General features: G+C 45.7%; 18 protein-coding genes. 9 read left to right on the forward strand and 9 right to left on the reverse strand.

Going from position 1 to position 16,600, the window contains the following annotated elements; all coding sequences use genetic code 11:
* Positions 1-22: 22 nt before the first annotated feature.
* From MH117_RS12645 to MH117_RS12660, 4 genes are all read left to right on the forward strand, one after another.
* A complete protein-coding gene (locus tag MH117_RS12645; RefSeq protein WP_239329074.1) occupies positions 23-814 on the forward strand; it encodes an ABC transporter ATP-binding protein in 792 nt (263 codons plus the stop codon).
* A gap of 4 nt (positions 815-818) precedes the next feature.
* Entirely contained in the window at positions 819-1,748 is a 930-nt protein-coding gene (locus MH117_RS12650; protein WP_239329075.1) for an iron-hydroxamate ABC transporter substrate-binding protein, read from the forward strand.
* A gap of 73 nt (positions 1,749-1,821) precedes the next feature.
* A complete protein-coding gene (locus MH117_RS12655) occupies positions 1,822-2,832 on the forward strand; it encodes a FecCD family ABC transporter permease (protein ID WP_239329076.1) in 1,011 nt (336 codons plus the stop codon).
* Entirely contained in the window at positions 2,832-3,839 is a 1,008-nt protein-coding gene (locus MH117_RS12660) for a FecCD family ABC transporter permease (RefSeq protein ID WP_239329077.1), read from the forward strand. Before MH117_RS12655 ends, MH117_RS12660 begins: the two co-directional genes overlap by 1 nt.
* Before the next feature lie 141 nt (positions 3,840-3,980).
* On the opposite strand, the gene MH117_RS12665 is transcribed toward MH117_RS12660, so the two are convergent.
* On the reverse strand, positions 3,981-5,075 hold the full coding sequence (locus tag MH117_RS12665; protein ID WP_239329078.1) for a saccharopine dehydrogenase family protein: 1,095 nt from the start codon (positions 5,073-5,075) through the stop codon (positions 3,981-3,983).
* Between the two features lie 90 nt (positions 5,076-5,165).
* Complete coding sequence (locus MH117_RS12670) at positions 5,166-5,498, reverse strand: ArsR/SmtB family transcription factor (protein ID WP_481857265.1); 333 nt, start codon at positions 5,496-5,498, stop codon at positions 5,166-5,168.
* A gap of 312 nt (positions 5,499-5,810) precedes the next feature.
* Here MH117_RS12670 and MH117_RS12675 point away from each other — a divergent pair, with 312 nt between their 5' ends.
* The gene (locus MH117_RS12675; RefSeq protein ID WP_239329079.1) at positions 5,811-6,353 is read left to right on the forward strand and encodes a DUF1697 domain-containing protein; all 543 of its coding nucleotides are present in this window, start codon (positions 5,811-5,813) and stop codon (positions 6,351-6,353) included.
* A 120-nt stretch (positions 6,354-6,473) separates the two neighbouring features.
* Here the strand turns inward: MH117_RS12675 and MH117_RS12680 are convergent, their stop codons facing one another.
* The 3 genes from MH117_RS12680 to MH117_RS12690 form a co-directional block, all read right to left on the reverse strand.
* Entirely contained in the window at positions 6,474-6,986 is a 513-nt protein-coding gene (locus tag MH117_RS12680; RefSeq protein ID WP_239329080.1) for an SRPBCC domain-containing protein, read from the reverse strand.
* A gap of 27 nt (positions 6,987-7,013) precedes the next feature.
* Positions 7,014-7,346 carry an ArsR/SmtB family transcription factor gene (locus MH117_RS12685; RefSeq protein WP_239329081.1) on the reverse strand — a complete coding sequence of 111 codons (333 nt, stop codon included), beginning with the start codon at positions 7,344-7,346 and terminating at the stop codon, positions 7,014-7,016.
* A gap of 264 nt (positions 7,347-7,610) precedes the next feature.
* A complete protein-coding gene (locus MH117_RS12690) occupies positions 7,611-7,952 on the reverse strand; it encodes a zinc ribbon domain-containing protein YjdM (RefSeq protein ID WP_239329082.1) in 342 nt (113 codons plus the stop codon).
* A 293-nt stretch (positions 7,953-8,245) separates the two neighbouring features.
* On the opposite strand from MH117_RS12690, the gene MH117_RS12695 reads away from it, so the two are divergent.
* Positions 8,246-9,697: an alpha/beta hydrolase family protein gene (locus MH117_RS12695; RefSeq protein WP_239329083.1), complete on the forward strand. Its 1,452-nt coding sequence runs from the start codon at positions 8,246-8,248 to the stop codon at positions 9,695-9,697.
* Positions 9,698-9,769: 72 nt separating this feature from the next.
* On the opposite strand, the gene MH117_RS12700 is transcribed toward MH117_RS12695, so the two are convergent.
* On the reverse strand, positions 9,770-10,756 hold the full coding sequence (locus MH117_RS12700; RefSeq protein WP_239329084.1) for a MerR family transcriptional regulator: 987 nt from the start codon (positions 10,754-10,756) through the stop codon (positions 9,770-9,772).
* 60 nt (positions 10,757-10,816) lie between these two features.
* Positions 10,817-11,251 (reverse strand): Lrp/AsnC family transcriptional regulator, encoded by a 435-nt coding sequence (locus MH117_RS12705; RefSeq protein ID WP_239329085.1) that lies wholly within the window; start codon positions 11,249-11,251, stop codon positions 10,817-10,819.
* 159 nt (positions 11,252-11,410) lie between these two features.
* On the opposite strand from MH117_RS12705, the gene MH117_RS12710 reads away from it, so the two are divergent.
* A complete protein-coding gene (locus MH117_RS12710; RefSeq protein WP_239329087.1) occupies positions 11,411-11,857 on the forward strand; it encodes a VOC family protein in 447 nt (148 codons plus the stop codon).
* 18 nt (positions 11,858-11,875) lie between these two features.
* Here MH117_RS12710 and MH117_RS12715 read toward each other — a convergent pair whose 3' ends face one another.
* Positions 11,876-12,757 (reverse strand): LysR family transcriptional regulator, encoded by an 882-nt coding sequence (locus MH117_RS12715; RefSeq protein ID WP_239329088.1) that lies wholly within the window; start codon positions 12,755-12,757, stop codon positions 11,876-11,878.
* A 162-nt stretch (positions 12,758-12,919) separates the two neighbouring features.
* Here MH117_RS12715 and MH117_RS12720 point away from each other — a divergent pair, with 162 nt between their 5' ends.
* Positions 12,920-13,669, forward strand: a complete 750-nt coding sequence (locus tag MH117_RS12720; protein ID WP_239329089.1) for an SDR family NAD(P)-dependent oxidoreductase — start codon at positions 12,920-12,922, stop codon at positions 13,667-13,669.
* Between the two features lie 114 nt (positions 13,670-13,783).
* On the opposite strand, the gene pdxR is transcribed toward MH117_RS12720, so the two are convergent.
* Entirely contained in the window at positions 13,784-15,190 is a 1,407-nt protein-coding gene (pdxR, locus tag MH117_RS12725; RefSeq protein WP_239329090.1) for a MocR-like pyridoxine biosynthesis transcription factor PdxR, read from the reverse strand.
* A 131-nt stretch (positions 15,191-15,321) separates the two neighbouring features.
* On the opposite strand from pdxR, the gene MH117_RS12730 reads away from it, so the two are divergent.
* Entirely contained in the window at positions 15,322-16,593 is a 1,272-nt protein-coding gene (locus MH117_RS12730) for an MFS transporter (protein WP_239329091.1), read from the forward strand.
* Positions 16,594-16,600 lie beyond the last annotated feature (7 nt).

The raw sequence follows: 16,600 nt of genomic DNA on the forward strand, positions 1-16,600 counted from the left end.
TTTTATTTTTGGAGGTCACAGCATGGTTCGCCTGTATACCGATAATCTGAACATAAGTTATGGTGAACGCATCATTGTCAAAGATCTCAGTGTCCAGATTCCTGACAAAAAAATGACAACCATAATCGGTTCCAATGGCTGCGGGAAATCAACTTTATTAAAGGCTATCACTCGGATTATCCCGCATCAGTCAGGAGCCGTCATCTTGGATGGAGCTAATATTGCCCAAGAAAATACAAAGCTGCTGGCCAAAAAAATGGCCATCCTGCCGCAGACACCTGAAAGCGCAAGCGGATTAACGGTCGGTGAGCTTGTGTCTTACGGCCGGTTTCCTTATCAAAAGGGCTTCGGACGCTTAACCCAGAAAGATATAAGCGTGATCGAATGGGCGCTTGAAGTAACGGGAACCTCGGACTTTAAGTATCGTCCCGTAGATGCCTTGTCCGGAGGCCAGCGTCAACGGGTATGGATTGCGATGGCGCTCGCACAAGAGACAGAAATTATCTTTCTTGATGAACCAACCACTTATTTAGATATGGCGCATCAGCTTGAGGTACTGGAACTGCTTCAAAAGCTGAACGTCGAGCAAGAGCGCACCATCGTGATGGTCCTCCATGACTTAAATCAGGCAGCCCGCTTTGCAGACTATCTGATCGCCATGAAGGAAGGCGAGATCGTAAAGGCCGGGAATTGCGAAGAAGTCATGAACCGTGACGTGTTAAAGGAAGTATTTCAGATTGATGCGGAGATCGGCCGCGATCCGCGTACAAACAAACCGATGTGTGTCACCTACAACTTAGTTAAGGGAGAATAACATAATGAAAAAAGTTCTAATTCCATTTTTGCTGCTCTGCGTATTTATGATTAGCGCATGCGGCAGCAACCAGCCTGCCGAGAAGAAGGAAGAGGCTGCTGCCCCAGCAGAAAGCAAATCCGGTAAAATAACGTATCAATCGGAAAATGGTCCTGTTGAAGTGCCTGCTGACCCTAAACGTGTCATCGTCCTTTCCACTTTTGCTGGGAATGTAATGGCCCTAAATGTCAACCTTGTCGGCGTAGATTCCTGGTCGAAGATGAATCCACGCTTTGATACGACACTCAAAGATGTAACGGAAGTATCCGATGAGAACTTGGAAAAAATTATTGAGCTGCAGCCCGATCTGATTGTTGGCTTGTCCACGATTAAGAATGTTGATAAATTAAAGCAAATCGCACCAACCGTCACCTATACTTACGGCAAAGTCGATTACCTGACTCAGCACCTGGAGATCGGCAAGCTGTTAAATAAAGAAAAAGAGGCAAAAGCCTGGATCGATGATTTCAAACAACGTGCTCAAAAAGCCGGAACTGACATAAAAGCGAAGATTGGTGAAAATACAACCGTATCGGTTATCGAGAACTTCGACAAGCAAATCTACGTGTTCGGCGATAACTGGGGGCGTGGTACCGAAATTATTTATCAAGAGATGAAGTTAAAAATGCCTGACAAAGTAAAAGAGATGGCGCTTAAAGATGGCTACTATGCCCTATCGCTTGAAGTACTGCCTAAGTTTGCAGGTGATTATATGATTTTCAGCAAAAACAAAGATACGGACAATTCATTCCAACAAACGGATACGTACAAGAACATTCCTGCGGTCAAGAACAAAAAAGTGTTCGAAGTCAATGCCAAAGAGTTCTACTTTAACGATCCGATCACCTTGGACTTCCAACTTGAGTTCTTTAAGCAAAGCTTTCTTGGCAACTAACTAATCCAGTAAAGGGATTCTTATCATAAGAATTCCTTTTCCTTTATTCTATTACAGAAAAGATGAGACACTGATGACGACACCTGATCAACGTTCCATCCCATTTGCAGCCAAATTGATTCCTGCTATCTTGTTATTTATCGTTATGTTTGTCATCTCCATGGTGCTGGGCGCTGCAGACACCTCTATTCGAGAAGTGTGGCTTGCGCTGACGCCCTCCAGCGCAGCTGGCGACGCAATCTCGATGATTCGCGAGATCCGACTGCCTCGTGAAGTAGGTGCACTTGTCGTTGGTGCCGCGCTCGCCTTGTCCGGTGCCATTATGCAAGGGATGACCCGCAACCCATTGGCCGACCCTGGCCTGCTTGGCCTAACGTCTGGCGCCAACGCTGCGCTCGCCATCACGCTTGCGCTGCTGCCGACGGTTAACTATATGGGTGTCACGTTTGCTTGCTTTATAGGTGCGGCTGCAGGTGCCCTGATGGTATTTGGCATCGGCGCTGCTAAGAAGGGCGGCTTCTCCCCGCTTCGAATCGTGCTGGCCGGCTCAGCGGTATCAGCCTTCTTATATGCCGTTGCAGAGGGTATCGGCATATACTTTAAGATCTCACAAGATGTGTCCATGTGGACAGCAGGCGGTGTTATCGGCACTTCATGGGACCAGCTTCAGATCATCGTTCCAATCATCATCATGGGCATCCTGATCACGATGTTCCTCTCCAAGCAGCTTACCATTCTTAGCTTGAGTGAGGAGGTTGCCGTTGGGCTTGGTCAAAAGACAGCCTTCATCAAAGCGATCTTATTTGTTGTGATTATTTTGCTCACAGGCGCTTCAGTGGCACTTGTCGGCAATATGGCGTTTATCGGCTTGATGATTCCCCATATCGTCCGTGCGATCGTTGGAACAGACTATCGATATATTGTGCCGATGTCCGCCATTTTCGGCGGAACGTTTATGTTAATGGCTGATACCCTTGCGCGCATTATCAACATGCCTTATGAGACACCTGTAGCGGCCATTGTCGCTATGATGGGATTGCCTTTCTTCCTGTTCATCGTACATAAAGGAGGTAAAGGATTCTGATGATTGAACCTTCATTAATTCGCAGACAACGCTTGTTTGTAATCGTGCTTGTTGCCTTGATCACCATCACGATTGTAGTGGGATTGGGAATCGGTTATTCGTCCTTGTCGTATGATCGGCTGCTCCCTACTTTATTTGGCCAAGGTACGTTTAAAGAGAGCTTTGTCCTGTTTTCAATCCGTTTGCCGCGAATCATTATTACACTGTTAGCAGGTATGGCGCTTGCCTTGTCCGGTGCCATTTTGCAGGGCATTACTCGCAATGATCTGGCAGACCCCGGTATCATTGGCATTAACTCGGGCGCTGGCATGGCAATCGCGTTGTTTGTTTTATATTTTCCGATAGATACGGGGTCCTTTGTTTATATCCTGCCGTTAATTGCTTTTCTCGGGGCGATGCTGACCGCAGGCTTGATCTACTTGTTCTCTTACAACCGAACTTCAGGCCTTCAGCCCGTACGCTTGGTCTTAGTCGGAGTAGGCTTCTCACTGGCGTTATCCGGTTTCATGATCGTACTGATCTCTTCTGCCGAGCGCACCCAAGTCGACTTTATTGCGAAGTGGATCGCAGGCAACATTTGGGGTACAGATTGGCCCTTTATTTGGGCGCTGCTGCCCTGGCTCGTCGTGCTGATTCCTTTTACACTGTACAAAGCGAATCGGCTTAATCTGCTTGCCCTTAATGAGCCTGTAGCCATCGGCGTTGGTGTGCAGATTGAGAAGGAGCGAATTGTGCTGCTGCTTGCAGCCGTTGCACTGGCAGCATCTGCCGTGTCTGTGACCGGAGGTATTGCCTTTGTTGGATTGATGGCTCCGCATATCGCCAAGTCGCTGATGGGGCCGCGGCACCAATTATTTCTCCCGCTGGCCATTCTGCTTGGCGGCTGGCTCTTGCTGATCGCGGACACGATCGGACGCAACGTGGCCGAACCGGACGGCATTCCCGTGGGCATTATGGTAGCGCTGATCGGTGCACCGTATTTTGTTTATTTGTTATTGAAAAAGTAAAGTAGCAAGAGGGGCTATGCTTTGAGCAGGGGGCTCCTCTTGCTTTTTTTGAACCACGATAATTACACATTACACACATTGTGATGCGTGAATGACAGGTCCGACATTCCCCTTTTTGATGAGCTTCGATCCTCATTCTCCTTAGTTAATAACAACCCCATGCGCGCGGTAATAATCAAACACGTTAGCTGAGCTTACACCCAGATCCAGCAGTTCCTCTGGGTAGTAAGCTCGCGGGTTTAACCAATAGTTGTCCGGTGCACGCAGTATGTTCTCTGCCTGGATAGCAGCCCCCAGTGCAGTTAAATGCGTCTGGCCCAGCGGATCTGTCAATTGAATAGTCCTTTCCTCATATTGCCCGTCCACATTGCGACCACGAATATGAATAACGATATAATGCGGATTACCGCTGCCCGGATTGTACAGTAAGCTGTGTCGCACACGTCGAAACCGTTCGCCACTTAAACGGCCCCATAAGCCCGTTCTCACCATCGCAACAAGCGCACCTGTAGATACTTTGTTATCAAAAGCAATCCGGAAATGAACTGAGCTGGTATTCGTTCCTCTTGCCAATGTCACATGGTCAGGGGTATCCAAACGGTAGCTTTTTGTAGCATAATCGTTTGGAAAGCGGACTCTAACTGGATCCGTCATCGGATAAACAGAGCGTTTAACCTTGTTGTCGACGATCTCAAATGGAATGGACAGACGGTCCATGTACGCCGTTGAATCGGGTCCTGCCTTATCCTTCAAGGAGTAAAGCGCATGGATATTGATGTGAACGTCCCATAAACCTTCGGACGTTATTTGCGCAAACAAAGCTGCCGTGCCGCCCATCCAGCCAGAAGAAAAGACGACAGGGGTATTCATGTTGGTTCCTTCTAACTTGTCAATCGATTGTTGAAAACGTTCCGTCCACCGTGTAACGTCTAGCAGCGGTATCCCTCTGCGCACAGCTGACAGCAGCAAGTGGTCCTCCAGATCGTTGACCACATTGATAATTAAAGTCAGTTCCTCACTTACATGCTCCAAAGGATCCTCTGCCATGTTGTTAATGCTAATGGTTTGTACCCTGTCTGGTTCAAAAGGGACAGCCCGATTCGGGTTACGTCCACCAAGTAAGATGACCACCTCGGGGTGACGCTGCAGCAAGATGTGTGCGATTTGGCTCCCTACCACACCATACCCGCCAACAATTAATACGACCTGTCTGTTTCCACTTGTTTGATTTTTCATTACAAACTCCCCTTTACATTATGTTTATATGTTTAAGTATATCAACATATAGTTGTGCAAAATAGGGACAGCTCATGTCCCTATTTCTGATCACTCTTTTGACATATCTAGGCATTCCTCTTCCACAAGCATCACAAGCTGCTTTAACAGGGTTATCGCTTCCTCAAACTCCAGACGATAATGCAATTCGGTGCCTTTTTTTGTCGCTTGGAGCAGACCTGCTTGCTTTAGTATTTTCAAATGATGAGATACGGTTGGACGCGACATTGGAACATGCTCCGCAATCTGCGTTACGTTAAGACTCTCTTTATCCATGAGAAGTGCTATAATCTGCTGACGAACTGGATCCCCCATGCCATGGAAGTAAGGACTGAGCTTACCCAGCATGTCAATCGACTTGCTTGTACAGTTAGGTGTATTCATAATCCACTCCGTTGATAAGTTTAATTATTTAAACGGATTATAATACACCTTTCATCTCAATTCAACTGGGGTGCAAAATATAGGCAGTTGTATACGTAATTATTCTGGACAGGTGAGCATCTTGATCTCACGCTTTACCACGTGGTAATATTTTCATATTTACGAACGAGGATATGTTCTGGCTTTGTGCCAAGTGGGCATTTTAATATTCCCCTTTTAACCAGTAGGGATTGTTTGTAGAACACACGGTTATCCTGGTCTCTCGTAAAAGAAAACAATCGAATTAAACGTTAATAAAGAAGGAGCGTCTGGATGAATACCTATATCGCACTGCTGCGTGGCATTAATGTGAGTGGACACAATAAAATTAAAATGGCTGAACTTAAGCATACACTGGAAACGGGGGGACTCCACCGTGTCCAGACCTATATCCAAAGCGGAAATGTCCTGTTTCAATCTGATGACGACGCAGACACTTTGCGGTTGATCATAGAGGGTCTTATTCAGCGTGTATTTGGCATCTCAATTACCGTTATCATACGTACCGCAGCTGAATTCGCGCACATTGTTGCTGCCTGTCCATTCGCTGGCATCCTGCTGTCTAAAGGGGAAAGCATTCATGTTTCCGTGCTGACGGAAGCTCCTTCACAAAAGGTGGTTGATCTCTTATCGACCAGTGAACGCGCGCAAGATGAGTATGCCATCCATGGAAAAGAGATTTATTTTTTGTTCCGTCAAAGCATACTGGACTCCAAGCTGGCCAAAAATCTGCAGAAGCTGGGAAATACAGCGACGACTCGCAACTGGAATACGATTCAGAAGCTGGACTCGTTGGCCAAAACCATGCAAGCCTGATCCAATAGGAACACACAGCAAAGCCGAACTCTGATGAGTTCGGCTTATATTGTCATATGAATGTCCCGGATAACTGAATATACTAGATGTTCAACTTATGCACGCTTAGGTGAAGCCCGGTTATTCTGAAAAGCTTTGCACATACTCGTCAAGACGATCCCATGTTTCTGTTATACCCTGCTCCATGCCCATCTTCATCACATTGTCCAATGCCTCAGCAGATTCATAACGTGATCGGCTAATCAGCTTCGTCCCGCCTTCCTCTTCAATAAACGTCATTGTGACCTGCGAGGACGGCATCCCCTCTGTCACATTACCGTCTGCATCAGAGAAATAATCCACGTAGACGATCTTCTCAGGCGCGACTATATCCTGATAGACTGCCTTTCCCCACGATTCGAATCCATAGAAGTCCCCTTGATTCTTGTCCTCGCACTTCATGCAGTAATGCCATACGCCACCTTCGCGAAAGTCAACATGGCATACCGTTACGTTCCAGCCTCGAGGTCCCCACCATTGCTTCAAATGCTCAGCTTCAGAGAACACTTTAAATACGAGTTCGCGTGGTGCATGAAAAACACGCTCCAGAACAAGTTCTGAGCCTTCTACTCTTGTGATCATCGGATTGGACATTTGGAATTCCTCCTCATATTCAGGCACTTAGTCCTGTTGGTGATCGGCTCTTTGCAGCTGCTGCAAGTAATGATCCAAGTTGTCAAAGCGCTCGCTCCAAATATTGCGATATGCCTCAAGCCAAGTATCAAGCGCTTGGAACGGCTCCCGTCGGAGTCTATAATGACGACGATTCGCTACTGCCTCAACCTCGACCAAGCCTGCCTCCAGCAAGACACGCAGATGCTTAGAGGCTTGCGGCTGACGCAGTTGAAGCCGTTCTGCAATCTCCCCTACAGTCAGAGGGCCTTGACGCAATAGCTCTATTATACGCAAACGATTCGGATCAGACAGCGCACTAAATGTTGTAATATCCTTCATGATGAGGTCCCTGCTAATTTAACGCTGGCATGGAGTACGGTATGAGTTATTTGTTCAGTTTCCCGCATGTTAACTCACCTTATTTCATCTATTTTGTACCCTTGTATTGAATATACCATCATGGGAATATTCTTGTAAAGGAATATTTATCTTTGATTTCATCCTGCTTGTACAAAGCACCCCACTCAGGCCGAGTAAACGAACAAAAGCCCTCCTAGTTAGAGGGCTTTCATCTCAATTACTATGATTAGCTTCAAAATGACACTATATCTTTTTAACAAACTCGGACTTTAATTTCATCGCCCCGAAGCCATCAATTTTACAATCAATGTCATGATCTCCGTCAACCAAACGAATATTTTTTACTTTCGTCCCAATCTTCACTACGGATGACGACCCTTTTACCTTCAAGTCCTTTATGACAGAAACGGAGTCGCCGTCCTGCAGCACGTTGCCATTCGCATCTTTTACGATTTTTTGATCTTCGTTGTTATCATTATCCGATTCTAGTGTCCATTCATGTGCGCACTCTGGGCAAATAAACAAACTTCCATCCTCGTACGTATATTCGGAATTACATGCAGGACAATTTGGTAAATTAGACATTCACATTTCTCCAATCTTTATGGCTCATTTCAAAACTAGTACATTAGTTTGGATTATTATTGCCTCACACTATCGATCGCACAGCATTAGAATAGGCATTCATCCTACACAATAACATCCAGTTGGTTCCTTATATGTATATATACTGTCATAGTCTTCTCTTAATGGCAAGCTTTCCATCCAACCCTCCATGAAAGTTCATAGAGCAAAAGCTGGTTGATTATCCCCTTAGGGGAGATTTTATACTTTTAACGAGAATGCACCTAGAACAAAAACAAGGGAGGATTAATCGGATGAGATCTTTTGAAATGTTGTCTGCCATTTTTAATGTCTTGTTGTTGGTTTGGCTTATGTTTGCTCCTAACAAGTCACAGAAAGGGCTCGTCGCTGGATTCGGCATCTCGACCCTGCTGCTCGTCATACATGCGTTTGTGGAGGGTATGCGCTGGCCAATGATTCCTATTTACGTGATAACCGTATTTCCAATCCTTATCTTCGCGAAAAGGTCCTTACTCCCTTCCAGGGAGCAGCCTCAGAAAACATCTCGGCTACGAATGACGCTGCTGACTATACTTGCAGCTCTCTTGTCTTTCACAGCTGCAGCGCTGCCGCTTCTGTTTCCGGTATTCACCTTTAAGAAACCGACCGGTCCATTTGCAGTTGGTACCGTCACCTATCACTGGACAGACGAGAAGCGTGAGGAGATCAGTACGCCAGAACCTGAAGACAAGCGTGAGTTGATGGTGCAGATCTGGTACCCCGCCAATTCAGCGGCCAAGGGAGCGCGCGCGCCCTATGTATCTAATCCGGACATGTTCGCCGCAGGGTATCACAAAGTGCTTCAATTCCCCGAATTGATGTTTTCAAGCTTTGCTCATGTCAAGACCTATGCCATAGAAGCAGCGCCGCTATCGGAGACGGAGGCTCAATATCCGGTGCTTGTGTTCTCACATGGATTAAGTGGGTACAAAAATCAAAACATGTTTCAGGTGGAGCAATTAGCAAGTCAAGGTTATATAGTAGTGGGGATAGATCATACGTACAGCAGCATATCATCCCTCTTGTCTGATGGGCGGGTTGCAAATTTCATTCCCCAAGAAATGTCGGTCAAAAATTTAGATAAATTAAACGAGCAATGGGTAGAGGACGCTGTGTTTGTGCTCGATCAAATCGAGAAGCTTGCTAAGAACGATCTTGATCATCGGTTTACAGGTCGAATGGATATGGGCAACTTGGGTATGTTTGGACATTCCTTTGGTGGAGCAACAAGCGTCCAAATGTTAATGACTGATTCTCGCGTTAAGGCAGCTATCAATATGGACGGGGCGTTATTTGGCCAGCTCCGGATCCCAGCGGATGGGTTAAAAAAACCATTTCTAATGATAAGCGCAGATGACACACTAAGAGGCGCAGATCTAATGACCGATGAGGTGATCGCGGCCCAAGGGACCACCAGAGAAGCTGCAAACGCATTTTATGATGAGTTACTTGTGCGTTACCAACCAGTAGCAACAGGGGGTAATTACTGGATGAAGCTGACAAATGCTAAGCATTTTAGTTTTTCTGACTTGTATTTGCTTACACCTTTGTTTGATTGGATAGAGGGTATCGATGTGCGTCGTACACATCAACTTACGAACGACTACACGCTTGATTTCTTTAATCACTATTTAAAACAACAACCATTTCAATATCTGGAGCAGTCTATTGGCGAGAACCCCGATTTCACATTACTGAAGGGTTAGCAGTCTGGGTTAGATGCAGCTGACGAGCAGTTGAGGGCACTTAACCCTCAATTGCTCTTTATGGTTATTGGCTCATTTCTGGATATTCTCCGGCTCCTCATCCATCTGTTTGAGTCGCCATTCCATCGCTTGGAGCATCAAGTTGTTACATTCAGACAATAGACGCCACTTGGGGTTTAAAATCGAACATAACGTATCTACCCGCAGGCTGCGTTCATTTACGGAATGAAGTGCATTCTGAGCATATTGACGGAAAAACGCCTCTTTATGACGTGCTTCCTCTTCGCTTGCATGCAGCATTACAAAATCGGCTAAAATCGCTTGTACAACGGGGATATTGGCAGTCAGCTTCAACGTTATAGCTGCTTCTGCACGTACACGCAACTGCTCCATCCTTCTAATCCATGCTGCAGCATTTACCCGCGGCTGGTGCACCATAGTAAAGAAATGAAGCTTGCCATGTTTAAGCTCAGCTAAATATTGAGGATCATTCACGAGCTCCTGCAGCTCATTCCAAGCATGAGTTTGCTTTGCTGATATTTTGACTTCATTCATAATATATTTGTTAAAAAAATGAAAAAACGTGTCCCTCCACTCCAATGGAAGTCCCTCTAGAAATTTCAACTCTTTCATTTTATCGTGAATAAATTGCTTGCGCCGCTCTGCATCGATGATCAGCTCGTCTACTAAATCTTTCATATAACCTAATGAATCTTCATCAGATTCATGCTCTTGTTCCTTCACTCGACGCAAGATCGAAATCATATCCCTAAACGTACTAACCTGCGTTTCAAGAGCCTCAATCTGCCCATCCAGCGCCTTGCAAAACGGAATCTCTCCAGACAACATTTTACGTATATCCTCAATACCATATTCCAGATAACGAAGTGTATTGATGAGTTCTAAACGGCTTATATCGTTCATTGTATAAAGTCGATGTCCACCCTCGGTGTAACTTGTCGGTTTAAGCAAGCCGACCATATCATAATATCGGACTGTTTTTATCGTTGTACCCAGTATCCTTGCAACTTCCCCAATGGATTTCTTTCCCTCATTCAAGAAATTTCACCTCCTGCATGCATCCTCAGTGCACCTCATCATTCTGGCGAAGCACTTGTATTAAAGTAGAATTCTATTTTCAAGTATGTTCTTCATGCAAATGTGGGACTTTGAAGGACCGATCTGTACCAGTGCATCTTGAAAATCGGCAAGTTCCTCTATGGATGCGGTTTGTACTTTGATCAGATAATTAAATTCTCCACTGATACGAAATAAATCCGTTACTTCTCTAGACGCTGTACAAAAATCAACTAACTGCTGACAGTGTTCCGTTTTTACTAGCATAAACGCAACCGCCCCACGATCCAAATTGGACAAGTGGAAAGTCGTACTATACTCAGAAATGATATTGTTCTCCTCCAGCCTTACGATTCTCTCTTTAACTGCAGGCTGAGACATCGAAATTTCCTTACTGATCTGGGCAATGGGCATACGTGCATTGTGCTGAAGCAATAGCATAATCTTCTTATCTATATCATCCAAGTGATGAACCATAGTAGCCAACTCCCCATTAACTTTATTTTCTAACGTATACTATTTAAATTAACTTATAATTCATTATTAAAATTATGTATATACCTAAGATTACACATATAAATATTCAAATAATATAACTATAATTATAACAACAAATAGATCGAGGAGCGATGTCAGATGAGCGTGAAAGGGCTTGCCCATGTCGCGATACAAGCTAAAAATTATCAAGAAACAATAGACTTTTATACGCAAGTGCTAGGGTTCAAAATAGGCCATCATTGGAGTCTGCCTTTATTTCATATTAAAGAGGCCTCTATGCTGGTATCGCCTGACCAAAGAACCTGTATCGAAATCTTTGATCAGGAAGCTGTGATTCCCGCACAAGGAAAAAAAGCCGCAGCTGATGAGGAAATCACCCACGGAGCAATATTACACTTTGCATTTTATGTAGAACATGTAACACAAATATATGAAAAAGCCCTCGCATACGGCGCAAAGGCTTATATAGAACCGAGCAAGCTTGCTCTCGGCGAGCCTCCTCTTCTGGTTCACAATGCCGTCATTCACAGTCCCAATGGCGAAATTATCGAATTGCTTGAAGAAGTCAGCTTTGATCGGACTTGAACTTTCGGGCTATCCATACTAGAATTCGCTCTGCAGTCGTTGAATAAATCGTTTGGACGCCTGTGATGGATGCTTTCCTTTGTGAAGCACCCAGCCATAATAAACGGGGCTTACATCCGATTGATCCAGCTCTATCGGCACAATGTCCGCTATGTCCGTGAAAGAATACTCCAGCCCGACTGTAATCGCCAAGCCGCGCTTCACTGCGTTCTGGATGGCTTTGGTATTGTTTGTAGTAAAGAGGATATTGGCCTTTCCATACTGCGAAATTAAGGTGTTTGTATCCTCCCATAAATCCTTGTCGTCATATAAGACCAACGTTTGCCCGACTAACTGTTCGGGCTTAATCTTCTTCTCGTGGGCAAGTGGTGAATTCGGATGGACCCCTACAACCATCTTTCCCTCCCACAATTTTTCAAACGTCACATATTCCTTTCTGTTGATAACCTCATCGTTTAGCACGATTAGTCCAATATCAATCCTGCTGTGCTCCAGATCCTGCAATATTTCATTGGGTCCTTTTTCAAAAATCTCGATATTCACATGTGGATAATCTGTCTTGAACGACGACACGACATCCACAAGCAGGTGCATAGGGCCTGGTATGGTCGCGATCTTTAATTCACCGCTTAACGTATTACAGTACCCTCTTGCCTCTTCTTTTAGTTCATTCACTTGTGACAATACTTCCTGTGCTTTCTTAATGATCTGTTTTCCTTCAATTGTTGGGAGAGCACCTTGACCCCGCGAACGATTAAACAGGGTGATGCCCAGTTCGGCTTCCAATAAGGATATCGATTGACTGATTGCAGATAAAGTGACATGAGTATTCTGAGCAGCCTTTGTAAATGAGCCCGTGTTGGACACCTCTACAATATACTCCATCTGTTCCAAATTCATCGTCAGATCCCCTTGTTAAGATTTAATTAATTATAAGTAAATATAATTAAATTTTATTTAAATTTATAGCGAGTTACACTGAGTGTATCGAATTGGATCAGCACCATGATAGAACACATTACATTTTCATTATAATACATCACCCTAATGGAGGTATAATCGATGGACACAAACAAAGTAGCTGTGATTACAGGTGGCGCAAGCGGTATAGGCAGAGCGACAGCCCTTAAATTTGCAAGCAAAGGCGCACATGTCGTAGTTGCTGACTTTAATGAACAAGCAGGCAACCAAACGATTGCTCAGATTAAAGAGAGCGGCGGCCAAGCTATTTTTGTAAAGACAGATGTCTCCAAGTTTGAAGAGGTAGAGGCTCTCATTGAACACGCGGTTGCCGCATTCGGCAAAATTGATGTCATGTTTAACAACGCAGGCATCGGGCGGGTTACGCCTGTCTTAGATCAGGACCTACATGACTACCATAGTGTCATCAGCGTCAACCAGCACGGGGTAGCTCATGGTATTATTGCTGCAGGCAAAAAGATGCGTGAATTGGGTACAAAAGGTGTGATCATCAACACCGCTTCTGTGTTTGGATTTTTAGCCTCTCCGGGGACATTTGCTTATCACGCTTCCAAAGGCGCCGTCATTATGATGACCAAATCTGCAGCACTTGAACTATCACCATATGGCATTCGAGTGGTGGCCGTTGCGCCAGGCGCTGTGGACACACCTATCATTCAGGGCTACAAAGATCAAGGCATGGTCGACGCCATGAAAGCCAAAGTGATTGGCAACAAGTTAACAACGCCTGAGCAAGTCGCGGACTCCGTGTATTTGCTGTCATTAGAAGAAGCCAGTGCAATCAACGGCAGTGTTGTGATGGCTGACGAGGGCTATGCTTCCTTTAAATAAAGAAGGGCTCAAATAGGACGAATATCTACACCTGTTTCTCCAATACAATTGGGGAGCAGGTGTTATTCTTTTGCTAATACCTCAAAGCCAAGCTGCTGACGACTCCCTGTTCGTTCATTTCAAAAAATCCGCAATTGCTTCGATCCCCTTCCCAATCTGTGCCTCCGTGAGGTTGCCGAATCCCATAATCAGCCTGTCCTCATATTTGCCCTTGCCAATCGTGTATTTATCCGCAGGATATATTCTAATATTTCGTGTCTCTAGCTGCATCGCTAAGTCAGTGTCGAATCGCCGCCCCGGGAACTCCGCGACCAGATGTAAACCTGCCGCATCACCAGTTATGTTAACCCCTGTACCAAATGTGTCACCTAAAGCGGTAAGCAGCTGATTACGCCTTCTTCCGTAAATACGCTTCATGTGACCAATATGATGTTCCAAGTGGCGGTCTGCCATAAATTTGGCAAGGGTGGCTTGCGATAAGGTGGGGCTGTGCATATCCATAAGACGTTTTAGCTGTAGCAGTGGAGTGACTAACTCATGTGGTACGACCATATATCCAAGTCTTAATGCAGGAAACATATTCTTACTAAATGTCCCTACATACACCACTCTCTCAGCATCAAGCTCCCGCAGCGCACGTACCGGTATTCCCGCGTAGCGGAATTCACTGTCATAATCATCCTCTATAATGTAACAATTGTGCTCTCGTGCATATTCCAGAAGTTGAATCCGACGCCCAATCGATAAAATGCTGCCAAAAGGAAATTGATGGGACGGCGTGACAAATACACACTTGGGAGAAAGAGATGTCGGCAGCTGATCGACACATAACCCGTGCTCATCTACTGGAGTGGGAATGATATTTGCCCCAGCTGATTCAAAAATATCTCGGATAAAGCTGGCCGTTGGGTCCTCAGTTGCCAGAGCATCATTCGGTTTTAGCAGGAGCTTGCATAATAGCGTGATCGCTTGAGTCGCACCCGCCGTTACGATAACTTGTGACGTATGGCATTGAATTCCTCTGTCGTGCAGCAAAAAACGGCAGATTTGGGTTCGAAGTTCCTCATTGCCCGCTGGATCTGCATACCCAAAGTCGTAGAAGGGGGCGCTGTTAAGAACTGCAAGGGATGATTCCTTCCATTTCTGGCGCGGAATGAGATCAAGAGCGGGGAAGCTAGGGCGAAAATCAATGCCCTTAAAGCTGGTATAGCTTGTTGCGATTTCACGTGTTCCGACAGAGATGCTTTTTTCATGAGTGTTGGTTATAAACGGATTTCGACCACCTATATCCACCACGTACGTGCCTGATCCCTGGCGCCCTTCCAGGTACCCCTCCGCAATCAACTGCTCGTAAACCTCTACGATAAGTGCTCGTGACACACCTATTTCATGTGCAAGATCTCTTGTTGAAGGCAGTCTTCTCCCCGCCATATAAAAGCCCTCAAATATGCGATCACGCAGCAAGGTATACACTTGTTTGGTCTTGGTACCTTGAGCAGAAACAGCAGACCGATCCCACATATAGAATGCACTCCTTATCCTCAGAATTGGTATGCTATAAACTCTGTTAAAGTGGTACTTATGGATACCAATCTAACATGATAAGATCGAAATTACTACTATAAGAACTGCACAGAAGGAAGGTGCCATGGATGAGTCAACGTGTTCATTTCCCTCCCCAGATGCATCAGCAGCAAGGGGTTCATTCCATACAAGGAGTTGACGCTGTGCAGCCGCCTCGACAGCAAGAAAAGCCTGTCATGGTAGGCTGGCTTATCACAGCGGCTCTCTTTACAGCCGCACTTAACTTGCGGCCTGCCATCACTGCTGTAGCGCCGTTACTTGGGATCATTCGCACCGACCTAGGCTTAAATGCTGCGATCGCAAGCTTATTAACGTCAATTCCGGTGCTTTGTATGGGATGCCTCTCTCCCCTGTCTACTCGCCTTGGCAGAAAGTATGGTCTAGAACAAGTGATTGCTTGGTCTTTGGTACTCATAACGGCTGGGACCTTATTAAGACTTGTCACAGACTCAGTATTCACCTTGCTGGCCACCACGGTGCTGATCGGCCTAGGTGTTGCAACGATGGGACCTTTGTTGTCTGGTTTTATTAAGAAGCATTTTCCCACACAAATAGCCGCCATGATCGCTGTATACACTACGGCACTATCGCTTGGAGCTGCCCTTGGGTCAGGCTTGTCCTCGCCGTTGCAGCTGACGGCTGATTCATGGCAGACAGCCCTCGCCCTATGGTCCTTGCTTGCAGCAGCAGCGCTTCCCATCTGGTTAATAGTCATCCGACGACAAGCGGAGGCCCCGACATTATCATCTGTCCCCTTGCAAGGTCCCAATATGCCATGGAAAGAAACGCGAGCCTGGCTGCTTACTTTGCATTTTGGACTGCTGGCGATGGTGTTCTATTCGTTAATGGCATGGTTGCCAGCTATTATGGAAAGTTTGGGCCATTCTCATGATTATGCAGCCTATTTGCTGACGATCTATGCCGTTGTCCAAATCCCAAGCGGCTTCTTGCTCCAACTGCTGCTGAGGAGAGTCCCCTCCAGAAAAGCTTGGCTGTTATGTGCTTCCCTCATGCAATTGCTCGGGCTCGCCTTAATCCTATGCTCGACGCCTGCTTGGGCAGCGGTTTCCATATGCGGATTAGGCTCAGGAATGCTGTTTTCACTTGCATCATTGCTGCCTGTTGATACCGCCTCTACACCAGAAGAAGCGGCCTCCTGGGCCGCAATGACACAATCCGTCGGTTACTTGATTGGGGCACTGGGACCGCTCCTAATCGGATGGATTAAAGATATGACTCATCAATTTGAGATCGCAATTCTGGGACTAAGTCTAATTACACTAATATTGATGGGGCTGCAGATATCTATGGCTGCACGTCATATGAAAGCCGCTTCCTGATCCCAAC

The organism is Paenibacillus sp. ACRRX, from assembly GCF_022346885.1.
Classification (GTDB): Bacteria; Bacillota; Bacilli; order Paenibacillales; family Paenibacillaceae; genus Paenibacillus_B.

Coding starts and splice junctions, on each gene's coding strand:
- MH117_RS12645 (WP_239329074.1), top strand. CDS start 23: ATGGTTCGCCTGTATACCGATAATCTGAACATAAGTTATGGTGAACGC.
- MH117_RS12650 (WP_239329075.1), top strand. CDS start 819: ATGAAAAAAGTTCTAATTCCATTTTTGCTGCTCTGCGTATTTATGATT.
- MH117_RS12655 (WP_239329076.1), top strand. CDS start 1,822: ATGACGACACCTGATCAACGTTCCATCCCATTTGCAGCCAAATTGATT.
- MH117_RS12660 (WP_239329077.1), top strand. CDS start 2,832: ATGATTGAACCTTCATTAATTCGCAGACAACGCTTGTTTGTAATCGTG.
- MH117_RS12665 (WP_239329078.1), bottom strand. CDS start 5,075: ATGAAAAATCAAACAAGTGGAAACAGACAGGTCGTATTAATTGTTGGC.
- MH117_RS12670 (WP_481857265.1), bottom strand. CDS start 5,498: ATGAATACACCTAACTGTACAAGCAAGTCGATTGACATGCTGGGTAAG.
- MH117_RS12675 (WP_239329079.1), top strand. CDS start 5,811: ATGAATACCTATATCGCACTGCTGCGTGGCATTAATGTGAGTGGACAC.
- MH117_RS12680 (WP_239329080.1), bottom strand. CDS start 6,986: ATGTCCAATCCGATGATCACAAGAGTAGAAGGCTCAGAACTTGTTCTG.
- MH117_RS12685 (WP_239329081.1), bottom strand. CDS start 7,346: ATGAAGGATATTACAACATTTAGTGCGCTGTCTGATCCGAATCGTTTG.
- MH117_RS12690 (WP_239329082.1), bottom strand. CDS start 7,952: ATGTCTAATTTACCAAATTGTCCTGCATGTAATTCCGAATATACGTAC.
- MH117_RS12695 (WP_239329083.1), top strand. CDS start 8,246: ATGAGATCTTTTGAAATGTTGTCTGCCATTTTTAATGTCTTGTTGTTG.
- MH117_RS12705 (WP_239329085.1), bottom strand. CDS start 11,251: ATGGTTCATCACTTGGATGATATAGATAAGAAGATTATGCTATTGCTT.
- MH117_RS12710 (WP_239329087.1), top strand. CDS start 11,411: ATGAGCGTGAAAGGGCTTGCCCATGTCGCGATACAAGCTAAAAATTAT.
- MH117_RS12715 (WP_239329088.1), bottom strand. CDS start 12,757: ATGAATTTGGAACAGATGGAGTATATTGTAGAGGTGTCCAACACGGGC.
- MH117_RS12720 (WP_239329089.1), top strand. CDS start 12,920: ATGGACACAAACAAAGTAGCTGTGATTACAGGTGGCGCAAGCGGTATA.
- pdxR (WP_239329090.1), bottom strand. CDS start 15,190: ATGTGGGATCGGTCTGCTGTTTCTGCTCAAGGTACCAAGACCAAACAA.
- MH117_RS12730 (WP_239329091.1), top strand. CDS start 15,322: ATGAGTCAACGTGTTCATTTCCCTCCCCAGATGCATCAGCAGCAAGGG.